14 protein-coding genes are annotated in these 14489 nt (G+C 71.4%); 10 read left to right on the forward strand and 4 right to left on the reverse strand.

What is annotated here, in order from left to right; all coding sequences use genetic code 11:
- Nucleotides 1-30: 30 nt before the first annotated feature.
- The 7 genes from orn to AC2D80_RS03215 all read left to right on the forward strand — a co-directional run bounded on the left by orn (nt 31) and on the right by AC2D80_RS03215 (nt 8390).
- Nucleotides 31-609, forward strand: coding sequence for an oligoribonuclease (gene orn / locus AC2D80_RS03185; RefSeq protein WP_484631527.1), 579 nt, complete (start codon nt 31-33; stop codon nt 607-609).
- 86 nt (nt 610-695) lie between these two features.
- Nucleotides 696-2273, forward strand: a complete 1578-nt coding sequence (locus AC2D80_RS03190; RefSeq protein WP_484631528.1) for an inorganic phosphate transporter — start codon at nt 696-698, stop codon at nt 2271-2273.
- A gap of 255 nt (nt 2274-2528) precedes the next feature.
- Nucleotides 2529-4472, forward strand: coding sequence for a DEAD/DEAH box helicase (locus AC2D80_RS03195; RefSeq protein WP_484631529.1), 1944 nt, complete (start codon nt 2529-2531; stop codon nt 4470-4472).
- Between the two features lie 95 nt (nt 4473-4567).
- The gene (locus AC2D80_RS03200; RefSeq protein WP_484631530.1) at nt 4568-6118 is read left to right on the forward strand and encodes an FAD-binding domain-containing protein; all 1551 of its coding nucleotides are present in this window, start codon (nt 4568-4570) and stop codon (nt 6116-6118) included.
- The gene (locus AC2D80_RS03205) at nt 6115-6606 is read left to right on the forward strand and encodes an arsenate reductase/protein-tyrosine-phosphatase family protein (protein ID WP_484631531.1); all 492 of its coding nucleotides are present in this window, start codon (nt 6115-6117) and stop codon (nt 6604-6606) included. The genes AC2D80_RS03200 and AC2D80_RS03205 overlap by 4 nt, the downstream gene beginning before the upstream one ends.
- Nucleotides 6607-6684: 78 nt before the next feature.
- Nucleotides 6685-7572 (forward strand): DMT family transporter, encoded by an 888-nt coding sequence (locus AC2D80_RS03210; RefSeq protein ID WP_484631532.1) that lies wholly within the window; start codon nt 6685-6687, stop codon nt 7570-7572.
- On the forward strand, nt 7569-8390 hold the full coding sequence (locus AC2D80_RS03215; RefSeq protein WP_484631533.1) for a pirin family protein: 822 nt from the start codon (nt 7569-7571) through the stop codon (nt 8388-8390). Before AC2D80_RS03210 ends, AC2D80_RS03215 begins: the two co-directional genes overlap by 4 nt.
- Here the strand turns inward: AC2D80_RS03215 and AC2D80_RS03220 are convergent.
- Nucleotides 8332-9243, reverse strand: a complete 912-nt coding sequence (locus AC2D80_RS03220) for a LysR family transcriptional regulator (protein WP_484631534.1) — start codon at nt 9241-9243, stop codon at nt 8332-8334. The two genes, AC2D80_RS03215 and AC2D80_RS03220, sit on opposite strands and share 59 nt — an antisense overlap.
- A 37-nt stretch (nt 9244-9280) precedes the next feature.
- Complete coding sequence (locus AC2D80_RS03225; protein ID WP_484631535.1) at nt 9281-10282, reverse strand: cyclase family protein; 1002 nt, start codon at nt 10280-10282, stop codon at nt 9281-9283.
- Nucleotides 10283-10415: 133 nt separating this feature from the next.
- Here AC2D80_RS03225 and AC2D80_RS03230 point away from each other — a divergent pair, with 133 nt between their 5' ends.
- A complete protein-coding gene (locus AC2D80_RS03230) occupies nt 10416-10817 on the forward strand; it encodes a hypothetical protein (protein ID WP_484631536.1) in 402 nt (133 codons plus the stop codon).
- Here the strand turns inward: AC2D80_RS03230 and AC2D80_RS03235 are convergent.
- Nucleotides 10786-11604 carry a DUF3047 domain-containing protein gene (locus AC2D80_RS03235; RefSeq protein WP_484631537.1) on the reverse strand — a complete coding sequence of 273 codons (819 nt, stop codon included), beginning with the start codon at nt 11602-11604 and terminating at the stop codon, nt 10786-10788. The two genes, AC2D80_RS03230 and AC2D80_RS03235, sit on opposite strands and share 32 nt — an antisense overlap.
- 95 nt (nt 11605-11699) lie before the next feature.
- Nucleotides 11700-12176, reverse strand: coding sequence for a MarR family winged helix-turn-helix transcriptional regulator (locus AC2D80_RS03240; protein WP_484631538.1), 477 nt, complete (start codon nt 12174-12176; stop codon nt 11700-11702).
- Between the two features lie 132 nt (nt 12177-12308).
- Here AC2D80_RS03240 and AC2D80_RS03245 point away from each other — a divergent pair, with 132 nt between their 5' ends.
- Nucleotides 12309-13253 carry a tripartite tricarboxylate transporter substrate binding protein gene (locus tag AC2D80_RS03245; RefSeq protein ID WP_484632636.1) on the forward strand — a complete coding sequence of 315 codons (945 nt, stop codon included), beginning with the start codon at nt 12309-12311 and terminating at the stop codon, nt 13251-13253.
- Nucleotides 13254-13255: 2 nt separating this feature from the next.
- Nucleotides 13256-14479, forward strand: coding sequence for a flavin-dependent oxidoreductase (locus AC2D80_RS03250; RefSeq protein WP_484631539.1), 1224 nt, complete (start codon nt 13256-13258; stop codon nt 14477-14479).
- The last annotated feature ends 10 nt before the right edge of the window (nt 14480-14489 follow it).

The following is a 14489-nucleotide window of genomic DNA, read 5'->3' on the forward strand; positions in this document are numbered from 1 at the left end:
TGGAGTCTATCGTTCGGTGAAAATCCCCCGATGTCTGCTGAAACCCCGACCCCACCGGCCACGCTGGCCAAAAGCGACCTGAATCTGGTCTGGATCGACTGCGAAATGAGCGGTCTGGACCCTGAAAAAGAGCGTCTGCTCGAAATCGCCGTGGTCATCACCGGCCCGCAGCTCACCCCGCGCGTGGAAGGGCCGGTGATCGTGATCCACCAAAGCGACGCGGTCCTCAACGCCATGGACGCCTGGAACAAAGGCACCCACGGCAAAAGCGGCCTGATCGACAAGGTGCGCGCCAGCACGGTGACCGAAGCCGAGGCGGAGCAGCAGCTGCTGGATTTCATCGGGCGCTATGTGCCGCGCCAGGCCTCGCCGTTGTGCGGCAACACCATCGGCCAGGACCGGCGCTTTCTCGTGAAGTACCTGCCGCGGCTGGAGGCCTACCTCCACTACCGCAACATCGACGTGAGCACCCTGAAGGAGCTGGCCAAGCGCTGGCAGCCGGCGGTGGTGGACGCGTTCAAGAAGCGCCAGCTGCACACCGCGCTGGCCGACGTGCACGAGTCGATCGAAGAGTTGGAGCACTACCGCGCGCATTTCCTGAAGGCCTGAGCGGTCGGCGTGTCGCGCCCGGGCGGCCGGGCGGCCGGGCTGCGGTCTGTGAGATGTCAAAATCGTGACGTTCACGAGAATTTCACATGGCCAAGAACCACCGCTTCATCCAGCGCCACCAGGAGCTGCTTCAGCTCGGCGGCGCGCTCCTGTTCCTGTTCCTCACCGGCGTGTACGCCGCACTCACCGGCGCGTCCGGCGCGGGTCTGAGCCCCTCGGCCGTGTGGCTGCTGATCGTGGCGGCCGCGGTCGGCTCGTACATGGCGATGAACATCGGCGCCAACGACGTGGCCAACAACATGGGCCCGGCGGTGGGCTCGGGCGCCATGACCATGGGGTGGGCGATTGCCGTGGCGGCGGTGTTCGAGGCGGTGGGCGCCATCGTGGCCGGTGGCGACGTGGTCGGCACCATCAAGGGCGGCATCATCGACCCGGCCGACATCACCGACCCGGCGCTGTTTGCCTGGGTCATGTTCGCCGCGCTGCTGGCCGGCGCCTTGTGGCTCAACCTGGCCACGGCGCTCGGCGCGCCGGTCTCGACCACCCACTCGATCATCGGCGCCGTGATGGGCGCGGGGATCGCCGCCGGCGGCTGGGGCCTGGTCAACTGGGGCACGATCGGCGCCATCGTCATCAGCTGGATCGTCTCACCGCTGTCGGGCGGGGTGGTTGCCGCGCTGTTTCTCTACCTGATCAAGCGCAGCGTCACCTACAAGCTGGAGAAAACCGAAGCCGCGGCGCGCGTGGTGCCGATCCTGATCGCGCTGATGGTGTGGGCCTACGCGACCTACATGATGCTCAAGGGCCTCGGTCAGCTGGTGAAGGTCGGTTTCCTGCCGGCTTTGCTGGGCGGGCTGGTGATCGCGGTGGTGGTGTGGGCGCTGATCCGCGGCCCGATTGCCCGCCGCGCGCTGGCGCAGGACAACAGCAAGGACGGTGTCAACCGCCTGTTCACCTGGCCGCTGATCTGTTCGGCCGCGCTGCTGAGCTTTGCCCACGGTGCCAACGACGTGGCCAACGCGATCGGCCCGCTGGCCGCGATCTACGAGGCGGTCAAGGCCGGCGCCATCGCCACCAAGGCCGGCACGCCGCTGTGGATCATGGTGCTGGGTGCGCTGGGTCTGTCGGTGGGGCTGGCCCTGTACGGCGCGAAGCTGATCCGCACCGTGGGCAAGGAGATCACCGAACTGGACAACATCCGCGCCTACTCGATCGCGATGTCGGCCACGCTGACCGTGATCGTGGCTTCGCAGCTCGGCATGCCGGTGTCGACCACCCACATCTCGATCGGTGCCGTGTTCGGCGTGGGCTTCCTGCGCGAACTGCTCAAGGTGAACTACGCCAAGATGGAGGCGGTGGTGCGCGCCGGGCACCAGGGCGCCGACCGGCTGGAGGTGGAGTCGTACTTGCAGCGCTTCGAGGCGGCCGAGGTGCAGGAGAAGAAGCGCATGCTGGCCGACATGAAGCGCCGGGCGAAGGCGCGTGCGGCCGAGGGTGCCGTGTTCGCCAAGAACGAGCGCAAGGCCTTCAAGAAGGCCTACAAGAAAGAAATCGTCAAGCGCTCGGCCGTCTTGCGCATCGTGGCGGCGTGGATCGTGACCGTGCCGGCCACCGCCGTGCTGGCGGCGCTGCTGTTCTACGTCGTGCGCGCGGTGCTGTCGTGAGCGCCGCGAGAAATCGCTAGGGTTTTCCCGAAAGCTGTGTGACAATCGCGGGCTTCGCCGGAAACTGGCGAAGCTTTTGTGCATTGGCCTCTCACACTGGCCGCCGATCACGACCGCTGTTCCAGCGATCCCGGCGACCCCCGCTTCCGCGGTTCTGTTGGTGGTTGATGTTTTGTAACCACGAACGAACCCGCGGGTGCCGCAACGGCCCACCCCCGCGATTCGGTCATTGGCGCCTCGGCGCCGGAATGAACCATGAGCGACGCTTTTGAAGAGCGCGGCACGCTGCTGCCGTCTGACGTTTCCCCCGAGTCCACCCAGGACACCCCCGACACCGCGTCCGAGCCCACCGTGGTCGACGCCAGCGCGTTTGCCGCGCTGGGCCTCGCGCCCGAGCTGGTGGCTGCGGTGGCCGACCTCGGTTTCACCCAACCCACCGCGGTGCAGGCCCGCGTGATGCCCCTGGCCCTGTCGGGCGAGACGGGCGAGCACTACGCCGACCTGATGGTCAGCAGCCAGACCGGCAGCGGCAAGACCGCGGCCTTCCTGCTGCCGGTGCTGCACACGCTGCTGGGCCAGCAGGCCGCCCGCGCCGCCGCCGAACGCGCCGAGCGCGAACGCCTGGTGGCCGAAGCGCTGGCCCGCGGCGAGGCGCCGCCGAAGTCGCCCAAACGCAAAGACCCGACCAACCCGCGCCACTTCAAGGCCGCCACCCCGGGTGCGCTGGTGCTGTGCCCCACGCGTGAACTGGCCCAGCAGGTGGCGCACGACGCCATCGACCTCGTGCGCCACTGCCGCGGCCTGCGCATCGCCAGCGTGGTCGGCGGCACGCCCTACGCCGTGCAGATTGCGCGTCTGCAGAACGCCGACCTCGTGGTCGCCACGCCGGGCCGCCTGCTCGACCTGCAGCGCTCGTCGCAGCTCAAGCTCGATCAGGTGCAGTTTCTGGTGGTGGACGAAGCCGACCGCATGCTGGATCTGGGTTTTGCCGATGACCTCGCCGAGATCAACGCCCTGACCGCGCAGCGCCGCCAGACCATGATGTTCAGCGCGACCTTCGCGCCGCGCATCCAGCAACTCGCCATGCGCGTGATGCACGACAACGGCGCCCACGTGCAGAAGGTGCAGATCGATTCGCCGCAGGAAAAGCACGCCAGCATCAAGCAGGTGCTGTTCTGGGCCGACCACGCCGAACACAAGCGCAAGCTGCTCGACCACTGGCTGCGCGACACGACCATCGACCAGGCGATCGTGTTCGTCAGCACGCAGATCGAGTGCGACGCGCTGGCTGAGGAGCTGCAGCAGGGCGGTTTCTCCGCCGTGGCGCTGCACGGCGCCCTCAGCCAGGGCCTGCGCAACCGCCGCCTGATGGCGCTGCGCCGCGGCGAGGTGCAGATCCTGGTGGCCACCGACGTCGCCGCCCGCGGCATCGACGTGCCGACCATCACCCACGTGTTCAACGTGGGCCTGCCGATGAAGGCCGAGGACTACACCCACCGCATCGGGCGCACCGGCCGGGCCGGCCGCACGGGCGTCGCCGTGACCTTCGCCGAGTTCCGCGACCGCCGCCGCATCGGCGACATCGAGGCCTACACGCAGCAGCGTTTCCAGGCCGAAACGATCCCGGGCCTGGAGCCGCGTCAGCGTCCGCCGATGCCCGAGCGCAGCGGTCGTGGCGGTCCGCGCGGCGAGCGCTTTGGTGCCCCGCGTGGGGGCGATCGCTTCGGCGGCGCCCCGCGCTTCAACGACGAGCGCCGTGGCCCGCGGCCGGAAGGCCGTTTCGAGCCGCGTGGCGATTTCCGTGGCGATGCCCGCCCCGACGCCCGCGCAGAGCCCCGCTTCGACCCGCGCGGCGCCGAGCGCCGCGGCCCCCGGCCGGACCACCGGTTTGAAGGCCGCGCTGAGCCACGCTTTGAGTCGCGTGCCCCCGGTCGCGACGGCGGCGCCGGTCGCCCCGACGCGCGCTTCGACCCGCGCCCCGATCAACGCCAGGACCAGCGCCAGGACCAACGTTTCGACCCGCGCTTCGACGGCCGCCCGGCGGCCCCCCGCGGCCCGCGCGCCGGTGGCTTTGCCGGCTTCGGCCGCGCCGACAAGGGCGCGCCCGCGCCGCGTGGCTTCAGCGACCGCCCGGCCGACCGCGGCTGGGGCAACGACCGCGGCGCCCCGCGCCCGGGTGCCCGCCGACCCACCCGCTGATCGCCGCCAACCCCGGCCGGCGGGCCAACCCCGCCGTGCACTCGGACAAGCCGGACCCCGCGTCCGGCTTTTTTTTGCCCGCCCACAATTCGCGCATGACGTATGCGGTGGTCTGGTTCAAGCGCGACTTGCGCACGCGCGACCACGCGCCGCTGGCCGAGGCCGCGCGCGCCGGGCCGGTGTTGTGTCTCTACATCCTGGAGCCTTCGCTGTGGCGCCAGCCGGACGCCGCCGCCCAGCACCTGGGCTTCCTGACCGAGAGCCTGCGCGACCTCGCGGCCGACCTGCGCGCCCTGGGGGGACGGCTGGCGTTGGCCGTCGGTGAGGCCGACGAGGTGCTCGCCCGACTCTATGCCCGAGCGCCGTTTCACAGCCTGTGGTCGCACCAGGAGACGGGCAACGGCCACACCTTCGCCCGCGACCGCCGCGTGGCCCGCTGGTGCCGCGAGCGCGGCGTCGCGTGGCACGAAGCGCGTCAACATGGCGTGGTGCGCGGCCTGCCCGAGCGACGGCAGTGGTTGCGTCAGTGGGAAGCGCTGGTGACCGCGCCGCAGTCGCACCCCCCGTTGCTGACGCCCGCCGCGGTGGCGATGGAGCCGGTCGCCTGGCCGACGCTCGCCGCGCTCGGCCTCGACCCGCACGACCCGCCGATGCGCCAGCGCGGCGGCCGCGCCCTCGGCGTGGCGCTGCTCGACGATTTCCTGACCACGCGCAGCGCGCGCTACCGCGGTGGCATTTCTTCGCCGCTGAGCGCGCCCGACGCCTGCTCGCGCTTGTCGGCTCATCTGGCCTTCGGCACCCTGAGCCTGCGCGAGGTGGTCCAGGCCACCCGAGCGCGCATGGACGATCCCGCGCTGGCTGGCACGCGACAGCACGCCGGCCTCGGGGCGTTCCTCAGCCGCCTGCACTGGCATTGCCACTTCATCCAGAAGCTCGAAACCGAGCCCGCCATCGAGTGGCACAACATGCACCGCGGCTACGACGGCCTGCGCGAAGCGTCGGTCGAGCCCGCCCACCTCGATGCGCTGATCGCCGGCCGCACCGGCTGGCCGATGGTGGATGCCTGCGTGGCCATGCTGCGCGAGACCGGCTGGCTGAACTTCCGCATGCGCGCCATGCTGGTGTCGGTGGCGGCCTACCCGCTGTGGCTGCACTGGCGGCCGGTGGGCGAGTGGCTGGCGCGGCAGTTCCTCGATTACGAACCGGGCATCCACTGGAGCCAGCTGCAGATGCAGAGCGGCACCACCGGCATCAACACCACGCGGGTCTACAACCCGATCAAGCAAGCCCGCGACCACGACCCGGCGGGTCGCTTCGTGCGCCAGTGGCTGCCGGCGCTGCGGCGTGTGCCCGACACCTGGCTGTTTGAGCCGTGGCGGATGCCGCCGGACGTGCAGGCGCGCGCCGGCGTGCGCGTGGGCGACGATATTCCCGCGCCGCTGGTCGACCTGGAGGTCGCCTTGCGGGCGGCCAAGCAGCGGGTGCACGGGCTGCGCGCCCGGGCCGATGTGCAGGCCGGTCAGGACGACATCGTCCGCCGTCACGGCTCGCGCCACCGGGCGGCCGAGCAGCTCGCCGGACCCCGCCAGCAGCGCCGCGCGGCCAGCGCGTCGCGGCAGGCGAGCTTCGATTTCGACGCGCCATGAGCGAGCCGGGGGCCGCCGGCCCGGTGTTGTTTGTCTGCGTGGGCAACCGCGTGCGCAGCCCGTTGGCGCAGGGCTGGTGGCGCCATCGCTTGCGCCGCGCGGGTGTCGATGCGGCGCGCGCCCACGCGCTGGCCGACTCCGCCGGCACCCACGCCTGGCCGGGCGGCGAAGCGCCGTCGGCCGAGGCGGTGTTTGAGGCGGCGCGCCGCGGTGTGGACATCGCCGACCTGCGCTCGCGCGCGCTGGAGCCCCACGACTTTGCCCGCGCCCGGCTGGTGTTGGCGATGGACTGGGACAGCCTGGCGCTGGCCGAGGCGGTCTGCCCGCCGGAGCACCGCACGCGCCTGCGTGGCCTGGCCGAGTTCCAGCGGCGCCACCACGACCCGGTGATCCCCGACCCGGCTGACGTGGGCTTCGACGCGCTGCTCGCGCGGCTCGATGACGCGTGCGACGGTCTGTGGCGCTGGTGGATTGCGCACGGATCGTGAACACATCATTCCGCATCGCCGCCTAGCTCAACCATCGACGGACTTCTACGCTGCGGTTTTCGCAGCAGGAGTCGAGTCATGGCGTGGCGGGTGTGGTGGTTGTTGGCAGGAACCGGGGTATTCCTCGGGGCGGGCGTTCCGCTGGCGCGCTGGGCCGCGCAAGGCGGGGTGGAGGCGGTCGCGTTCACCCTCTGGCCCACGCTGGTGGCCGGGGCGGTGCTGGCCGGCGTGGGCTGGGCCCGGCAGGGCCTGTGCGGGTTCTCGCCGCGCTGGCTGGCGTTTGGCCTCCTGGCGGGACTGGGCGGGCACGCGCTGCCGATGTGGCTGTCGTACTGGCTGGCGGCCCACGCCGGCGCCGGTTTCGCGGCGCTCTCGTTCACCCTCTCGCCGCTGTTCACCTGGCTGATCCTGATCGGTCTCGGGCTGGAGCGGGCCGGTTGGCGGCGCGCGATGGCGATCGCCAGTGGCCTGGCGGGCGGCGTGCTGCTGATCGGAGGCCAGGGGTTGGCGCAGCGCCTGCCGTGGGCCTTCGGGGCGCTGGCGCTGGCGGTGCCGGTGCTCATTGCGGCCACCAACGTGTACCGCAGCCAACGCATGCCGCCGGGCGCCGGCGCGCCGTGGCTCGCTGGGCTCACGCTGCTGGGCTCCGCGCTGTGGCTGCTGGTGGGGTCCGGTCTGGGCGATGGGCTGCCCGCTTGGCCCGCCACGACCGTGGGCCTGACCGCGGCCCTGCTCCAGGTGGCCGCGCTGGTCTCGGGCTACCTGTGCTATTTCGGGCTGCAGCGCGCGGCCGAGCCGGTGGTGTTCAGTTTCATCGGCTATGTGATGACCGCCATGAGCCTGGCACTGGGCGTGGCGGTCTGGCAGGAACCGCTGCCCTGGACGGTGTGGCCCGCGCTGCTGCTGGTGGCCCTGGGGCTGCGCGGCGCGACGCGCACCGCCCCGCGCGCGCGGGAGGCCGCATGAACGCGCAAGCCGCCCTCACGCTTGGTCGGGATGCGCCCGAACAGCGGCCCGGCTGGCAGCGTGGCCGCTTCCACAACGACTGGCTGCAAGCGCGTTTCAGCCTGAACTTCGGGGCCTGGCGTGCGCCGGGTCGCGAGGCATTCGGGCCGCTCAGGGTGCTCAACGACGACCGGGTGCAGCCCCGCCGGGGCTTTGCCATGCACCCGCACCGCGATGTGGACATTCTGATGATTCCGCTGACCGCGCCCATCGAACACCGCGACGACCGCGGCGGTCACGCGGTGGTTCACCCGGGGCAGATTCAGTGGATGCGGGCGGGCAGCGGCATCGCGCACGCGCAGACCAACGCCTGCGCTTCGGCGGTGGACCGCCACCTGCAGTTGTGGTTTGAGCCGCGGCGGGTGGGCGCGGCGCCCGTGGTGCGGCAGCACACGCTGCCGGCGCTGCGCCTGGGTCAGTGGCAGCCGCTGCACGGGCCTGCCCTGGACGACGCCGCCGGTCCGGGGTTTGAGCCCGACGCGGACGTGCGCGTGAGCCTGGGCTGGTCCGCGCCCGGCCAGCCGCTGAGCCTGCCCGCCGCTCAGGGCCGCCTGCTGCACGCGGTGCGCGGCCGCGGCCACGCCCAGCGTCCCGGTGGCCAGAGCCACGCGCTGGAAGCGGGCGACGAGGTCGTGTGGTTCGACGAGGCGCCGGCGCTGCGCGTGGGCAGTCTCTCGGTCGCGGTCTGGCTGGTGGTGGACACCGCGCCGGTGGACCCCGTCAGCGGCCGTCTGCGGCCCAGCCGTCCGCGCGAATGGCGGCTTGCAGGTGATCGATGAACACCCGCACCCGCGCCGGCAGGTGCTGGCGTGTGGGCATCACGGCGAACAGGCGGCGGGGCTCGGCCTTGTGGTCCGGCAGCACCGCCTGCAGGCGGCCGTCGGCCAGCTCGTGCCGCACCATGACCCGCGGCAGCAGGCCCACGCCCTGGCCCGCCACCAGCGCCTGCACCAGCAGCAGGCTGTTGTCGGCGCGCCAGCCGCCGCGCACAGGCACACGGTGGCGCCCGTCGGCTCCGCTGAGCGTCCATTCGTGGGCGTCGCTGCCCAGGAGGTAGGGCAGCAGCTCGTGAGACTGCAGCTCGGCCGGGTGTACCGGCCGGCCATGCTGCGCCCAGTACGACGGCGCGGCGCACACCACCCGCTCCAGGCGCATCAACGGTCGGGCGACGTGGCTGGAGTCGGGCAGCGTGGCTTGCCCGCGCAGCGCCACGTCCACGCCCTCGCGCACCAGGTCCACCGGCTGGTCGCTCAGCCGCACGTCCAGCGAGATACCGGGCCAGGCGCTGCGAAAGCGGCAGAAATGCGCCCCGAGGTAGGCCAGCGTGAGTGAGACCGGCGCCGCCACGACGAGGCGGCCGCTGGGGCCCTGGGCGTCGTCGCGCAAGTCGGCCAGCGTGGCCTCGGTGTCGGCCAGCACCCGTCGGCAGTAGTCGTGGAAGCGGTGGCCGGCCGGGGTAGGGCGCACGGCCCGGGTGGTCCGGGACAACAGCCGGCTGGCCGTCCATTCCTCGAGCTGTTGCACGTACTTGGTGACCACCGAGCGCGACAGATCGAGATCGCGCGCGGCGGCCGCGAAACTGCCGGTCTCCACGATCCGGCAGAAACATTGCATCGCAGCGTATCGGTCCATGCGGGGCCTCCTGCGCGGATGGTAGGGCCCCGGCGTCTCAGCGGATCGGAATGGCCACCGGCCGCATCGGCGCACCGTCGGCCCCGCGCAACTTCAGCGGCGCGCCGATCCAGGCGAACTGGAACACCCGGTCGGCCGACAGCCCTTCGAGATTGACGTTCTGCATGATCGGCACCCCGCGCTGCGAAAGCATGGCGCTGTGCACCGGGATCCAGTTGCGATCTTCCTGGGCCGGCCAGACGTCGGTGCTGATGTTGTCCACACCGATCACGATGGCGCCGCGGTCGGCGAGGAAATTCGCCGATTCGCGCGTCAGCCCGGGGGTGTTGGTCAGGTAGCGGTCGTTGTCCTGAAACCACCGCATGCGCCCGGTGCGCACCATCACCACGTCGCCGTCCTCCAGCGCCACGCCCTGCTGCACCAGCGCGCCTTGCAGATCGGCCACCGTGATGCCGTAGGAGTCGGGGAGCACATCCACGCCCTTGTAGCGCGCCACATCAATCAACACGCCGCGCGCGATGATGGGCGGGAATTTCTCGATCCCGGCCTTGCGCCAGCCGCGGTCGCCGAGGTGATCCTGCGTCTTGAAGCCGTTGAAGATCTCCCCCTGCAGGCCGAAGTGCGACAGGGCGTCGATGTGCGTGCCGGTGTGGGCGTACATGGAGAAGGCGCTGCCCGAGTACGTCACGAGGCTGTTTTTCTCCCGGCCCAGCCTGTTGGGGTCGTCCACGATCGTGCCCTGCGGCGTGTGCACGTTCCAGATCTGATACCGGGGCTGGCCCAGGAAGTAGTAGCTCGGCATGCCCACGTAGAACTCCACACTGAGGTCGTAGGTCTTGCCGCTGCTCACGCGGCTGAGCACCTTGAGCACCGAGGCCGGCGTGATCTTGTTGAGGGCGCCGATTTCGTCGGTCGGCCCCCAGGGGCTGCGGCCGACGCGCTCGGTGTCGGCCGGTGCCTGCGCGTGGACGGCGGTGACACCGCTGAGGGCGGCCGCCAGCAGGGCGGTGATGAGGGGACGGTGGGTAATGCGTTGCATGGACAGCTCCGGTGGGGTTGAGGGAAGCCGCGATGCTCCGCGCCCCGCCTGGCCCGCGCTAGGCGCGGCGTGCGAAGACACTGTTCACGCGCCGCCGCTCAATCGGGCGCTGACCTCCGCCCAGAATGGGCGCATGCATCCACCCATCCCTGCCCCGTCCGATCTGGTCGACGCACCCGTCGCCGTCACCGCTCATTACGAACTGCCGGCCGGCGGCCACTTTGACCGTGCGACGTATGTGGCCGACCACCTGCCGCTGGCCCGCCGTGTGCTGGCGCCGCATGGCCTGCTGGCCCTGTGGGCCCTGCACCCGGAGCGCCCGCCGCCAACCGCGCCCGGGGGTGTGGCCGACCCCATGACGTCAGCGATCACGGTGGCGATCACGGTGGCCGTGTTTACCGATCGAGCGCAGGCCCGTGCGGCCCTGGCGGCGTGTGGCGCTGAACTCGCCGCGCACGCCCGACGCTACGCCTCGCACGCGCCGCGCGTGCGCCTGTGCGCCCTCAGCGGATGGCCGAAGGCGCCCCGCCCGTGAGGCGCAAGGGGCCGAACCAGGCGTCGATCCGGGCGCCGGTGTTGTTGGCGTCGCTCATCACGCCCAGGCCACTGAGCTGCAGCGCGGCGTCGCCGGTCCGCGCCGGTCCGAAGGTCAGCATCAGGTCGTCGGCGACGGCCCGCCGGTGGTCGACCCAGCGGCCCAGCCCGGCCGGACCGCTTTGCACCACCAGCTGACGCACGCGCCGGGTGTGCGGGTTGTCGATCACCGTGCCCACCGGGTAGCGGTTGTCCCACACGTAGACCAGGCTTGCGTCGGGCAGCGGCTCGCCCGTGATGAGGCGCACCAGCTCCGACAACACATGGTCGCGTGCCACCCAGTCGCGGCGCTCGCCGTCGAAGCTCAGCACCACGCGCGCCACGGCGTCGTCGGCATCCCGGTCGCGCAGGTCGGCGGCCTCGTTGAGCGCGCCCACCCACCACGCGAACTCCAGACGCGTGTCTGCGTCCACCGGCGCGGGCGCCAACGGCAGTCGCAGGGTGCTGTTGCCGCCGGCGCCGCGCGCATGCAGCGCGGGGCGGCCATCGTGCTGGCCGGCGTCGTAGCGGGTGGGGGTCATGGAGCCGTAGCGACGATGGCGCCAGCCCGAGGGATCGATGGCCCGGGCGATGTCGCAGGCCATCGCCCAATCGGAGGCGTTCACCGCGGTCAGGTCGACCGCCTCGTCATCGCGCTCCTCGTCGTCCAGCGAGAGTCCCGCGCAGCCGCTCGCCAGCGCGGCCGGACCCAGGGCAGCGGTGAGCAGAAAACGGCGACGGCCTCGCATCCCGCGATGGTGCCACCGCTGTGTGACAGCGGCGTGCGGCGGTGGCGCTCCACCCGCGCGTCGGTGTGCGGTGTGTCGCGGACCGGCCCGCCGGTTCAGTCAGCCGCGGGGGTAGTGCCGGCGGTCGGCAGCGGCACGAAGGGCGCGCGTGCCTCGTCGGCCAGGCCGTCGGTCAGGGTGGTCAGCAGGACCACCAGCTGCTCGCGCTGTGCGGCCGACAGCGGCGACATCAAGCGCTGGTAGGCGGCCTCAGCCGGCGCGCGCGCGGCCGCCAGCGTGGCGTGGCCGGCGTCGCTCAGACAGACCGTCTTGAGCCGGCCGCAGGCCCGGCGTTCGACGAGGCCCCGGTCCTCCAGCCCGCGCAGCACGCGCATGACGGTGACCTTGTCGAAGGCCAGCGCCCGCGCCAGGCGGGTCTGGTCGATGCCCGGCTCCTCGGCCAACAGCCGCAACACGCCGTACTGCGCCGGGGTCAGCCCCAGCCCGGCGCAGGCGCTCTCGAACACGGCGGCCGAAATCTGGTGCGCGCGGCGCAGCAGGAAACCGGGGCGCTGGTACAGGTCGATGGGCATGGCGGGCCGGGATTCTACGGATGGCCCGGCGCGGGTACCGACCGGGATAATTATTTGCATGCTAACGAAAGGAGACAAGCCGTGACACCCGTTCAAACCCGAGGAACCGGCGCGCTCACGCGCCGTCGGCTGATGGTCGCCGCGCCGCTCGCAGCGTGGCTGCCCGGCGCGTGGGCGCAGGGCCCGGCGGAGGCGCCAATCCGGCTGATCGTGCCCTTCACACCGGGCACCGGCATCGACCTGATCGCGCGCACCGTGGGCCCGAAACTGAGCGAACGGCTCAAGCGGCCGGTGATCGTGGAAAACCGCGCGGGCGCGTCCGGCAATATCGGTACGGAGGCGGTCGTGCGTGCCGCCCCGGACGGCACCACGCTGCTCGTCAGCGTGAACACCCTGGTCATGAACCGCTCGCTCTATCCGCAGCTGGCGTTTGACCCGGTGAAGGATCTGGCGCCGGTGGCGCTGACCAGCTGGGGCCAGCTGATCCTGGTGACCCACCCGCGCAGCGGCCTGGCCACCGCGGCCGATCTGGTGGCGGCTGCCCGCAAATCCCCCGGCAAGCTCAACTACGCCTCGCCCGGGGTGGGCACGCCGCACCACCTGTCGATGGAGCTGTTCAAGACCACCGCCGGCGTCTTCCTCACCCACATTCCCTATCGGGGCACCGGCCCGGCGGTGACCGACCTGCTCGGCGGGCAGGTGGACGCCATGTTCCTGCCCATCCACGTCGCACTGCCGCAGCTCAAGGCGGGCAAGCTGGTGGCGCTGGCGATCGGCTCGGACAAGCGCCACGCGCTGCTGCCCGAGGTGCCGACGCTGGCCGAGGCGCGGGCCGGCAACGTGAACGTGGACATGTGGTACGGCGTGTTCGCGCCGCGCGCGATGCCGGCCGCGCAGGTGGCCGCGCTCAACCGCGAGATCAACGAGATCCTCGCCAGCGAGGACGTGCGCCGCGCGTTCAGCGGGCAGGGCATGGACCCGGCCACCGCCACGCCCGAGGCGTTCGGCCAGCTCGTGTCGCGGGATGCGGACCGCTGGGCGCAGCTCATCAAGACCCAGAACATCAAGGCGGACTGAGCATGCGGATTGCGGTGGTGGGCGGCGGGATCGCCGGACTCGCGTTTGCGCTGGCGCTGCACCAGCGGGGCCTGGCGTGTGAGGTGTTTGAAGGCGTGAACGAGGTGCGTGAGCTCGGCGTGGGCATCACGTTGTTGCCCCACGCGGTGCGCGAGCTGGACGCGCTGGGCCTGCTGCCCGAACTGGAGGCGCTGGGCATTCCCAACCGCGAAAGCGTGTTCTTCAACCGCTGGGGGCAGTTCGTGTACCGCGAAACCCGCGGCCGCCACGCCGGCTACCCGCACCCCGAACTCGGCATCCACCGCGGCAAGCTTCACGGGGTGTTGTGGCGCGCGGCGCAGAAGCGCCTGGGACCGTGGCGCCTGCACACCGGTCACCGCCTGCAGCGCATCGACCCCCACGACGACGGTGCCACCCTCACCTTCGAGCCGGTCAACGGCACAGCGCCCGCGCCGCTGCGGGCCGATGTCGTGGTGGCCTGCGATGGTGTCAACTCCGCCGTGCGGCGTCACTTCCATCCGCAAGACCGCGTCTGCTACGCCGGCATCAACACCTGGCGCGGCACCACGGTGCACCGCCCGATCCTGGACGGACGCAGCTACCTGCGCATCGGCAGCATCGACACCGGCAAGATGGTGATCTACCCGATCGTCGACAACGTGGACGGACAAGGCAACCAGCTGATCAACTGGGTGGCCGAGATCCGCGACCCCGAGGCGCGCATGAACGACTGGAACCGCCCGGGCCGTCTGGCCGATTTCCTGCCCGTGTTCGACGGCTGGCGCTATGACTGGCTCGATGTTCCCGCCCTGATCAGCGGTGCGCAACAAGTCTTCGAGTACCCCATGGTGGACAAGGACCCGCTGCCTTTCTGGAGTGTCGGTCGCGTCACGCTCATGGGCGATGCCGCCCATCCGATGTACCCCCGCGGCTCCAACGGCTCGGCGCAAGCCCTGCTCGACGCGCGCTGCCTCGCCGACGAGCTCGCCGCCACGCCGCACGATCCGGTGGGCGCCCTGCAGCGCTACGACGCCCAACGCCGACCGGCCACCGCGCGCGTCGTCGAGACCAACCGGACGCTGCCACCGGACTTCATCATCATGAAGGCCGACGAGCTCAGCGGGGGTCAGCCCTTCGGTCGCATCGACGATCTCATCAGCCAGGACGAGCTGCGCGCGATCTCCGACCACTACAAGGCCGTCGCCGGCTTTGCGCTGGCCCGCTGAGCGGCCCGTC

Source organism: Hydrogenophaga sp. T66 (genome assembly GCF_057219855.1).

Coding starts and splice junctions, on each gene's coding strand:
- orn (WP_484631527.1), top strand. CDS start 31: ATGTCTGCTGAAACCCCGACCCCACCGGCCACGCTGGCCAAAAGCGAC.
- AC2D80_RS03190 (WP_484631528.1), top strand. CDS start 696: ATGGCCAAGAACCACCGCTTCATCCAGCGCCACCAGGAGCTGCTTCAG.
- AC2D80_RS03195 (WP_484631529.1), top strand. CDS start 2,529: ATGAGCGACGCTTTTGAAGAGCGCGGCACGCTGCTGCCGTCTGACGTT.
- AC2D80_RS03200 (WP_484631530.1), top strand. CDS start 4,568: ATGACGTATGCGGTGGTCTGGTTCAAGCGCGACTTGCGCACGCGCGAC.
- AC2D80_RS03205 (WP_484631531.1), top strand. CDS start 6,115: ATGAGCGAGCCGGGGGCCGCCGGCCCGGTGTTGTTTGTCTGCGTGGGC.
- AC2D80_RS03210 (WP_484631532.1), top strand. CDS start 6,685: ATGGCGTGGCGGGTGTGGTGGTTGTTGGCAGGAACCGGGGTATTCCTC.
- AC2D80_RS03215 (WP_484631533.1), top strand. CDS start 7,569: ATGAACGCGCAAGCCGCCCTCACGCTTGGTCGGGATGCGCCCGAACAG.
- AC2D80_RS03220 (WP_484631534.1), bottom strand. CDS start 9,243: ATGGACCGATACGCTGCGATGCAATGTTTCTGCCGGATCGTGGAGACC.
- AC2D80_RS03225 (WP_484631535.1), bottom strand. CDS start 10,282: ATGCAACGCATTACCCACCGTCCCCTCATCACCGCCCTGCTGGCGGCC.
- AC2D80_RS03230 (WP_484631536.1), top strand. CDS start 10,416: ATGCATCCACCCATCCCTGCCCCGTCCGATCTGGTCGACGCACCCGTC.
- AC2D80_RS03235 (WP_484631537.1), bottom strand. CDS start 11,604: ATGCGAGGCCGTCGCCGTTTTCTGCTCACCGCTGCCCTGGGTCCGGCC.
- AC2D80_RS03240 (WP_484631538.1), bottom strand. CDS start 12,176: ATGCCCATCGACCTGTACCAGCGCCCCGGTTTCCTGCTGCGCCGCGCG.
- AC2D80_RS03245 (WP_484632636.1), top strand. CDS start 12,309: ATGGTCGCCGCGCCGCTCGCAGCGTGGCTGCCCGGCGCGTGGGCGCAG.
- AC2D80_RS03250 (WP_484631539.1), top strand. CDS start 13,256: ATGCGGATTGCGGTGGTGGGCGGCGGGATCGCCGGACTCGCGTTTGCG.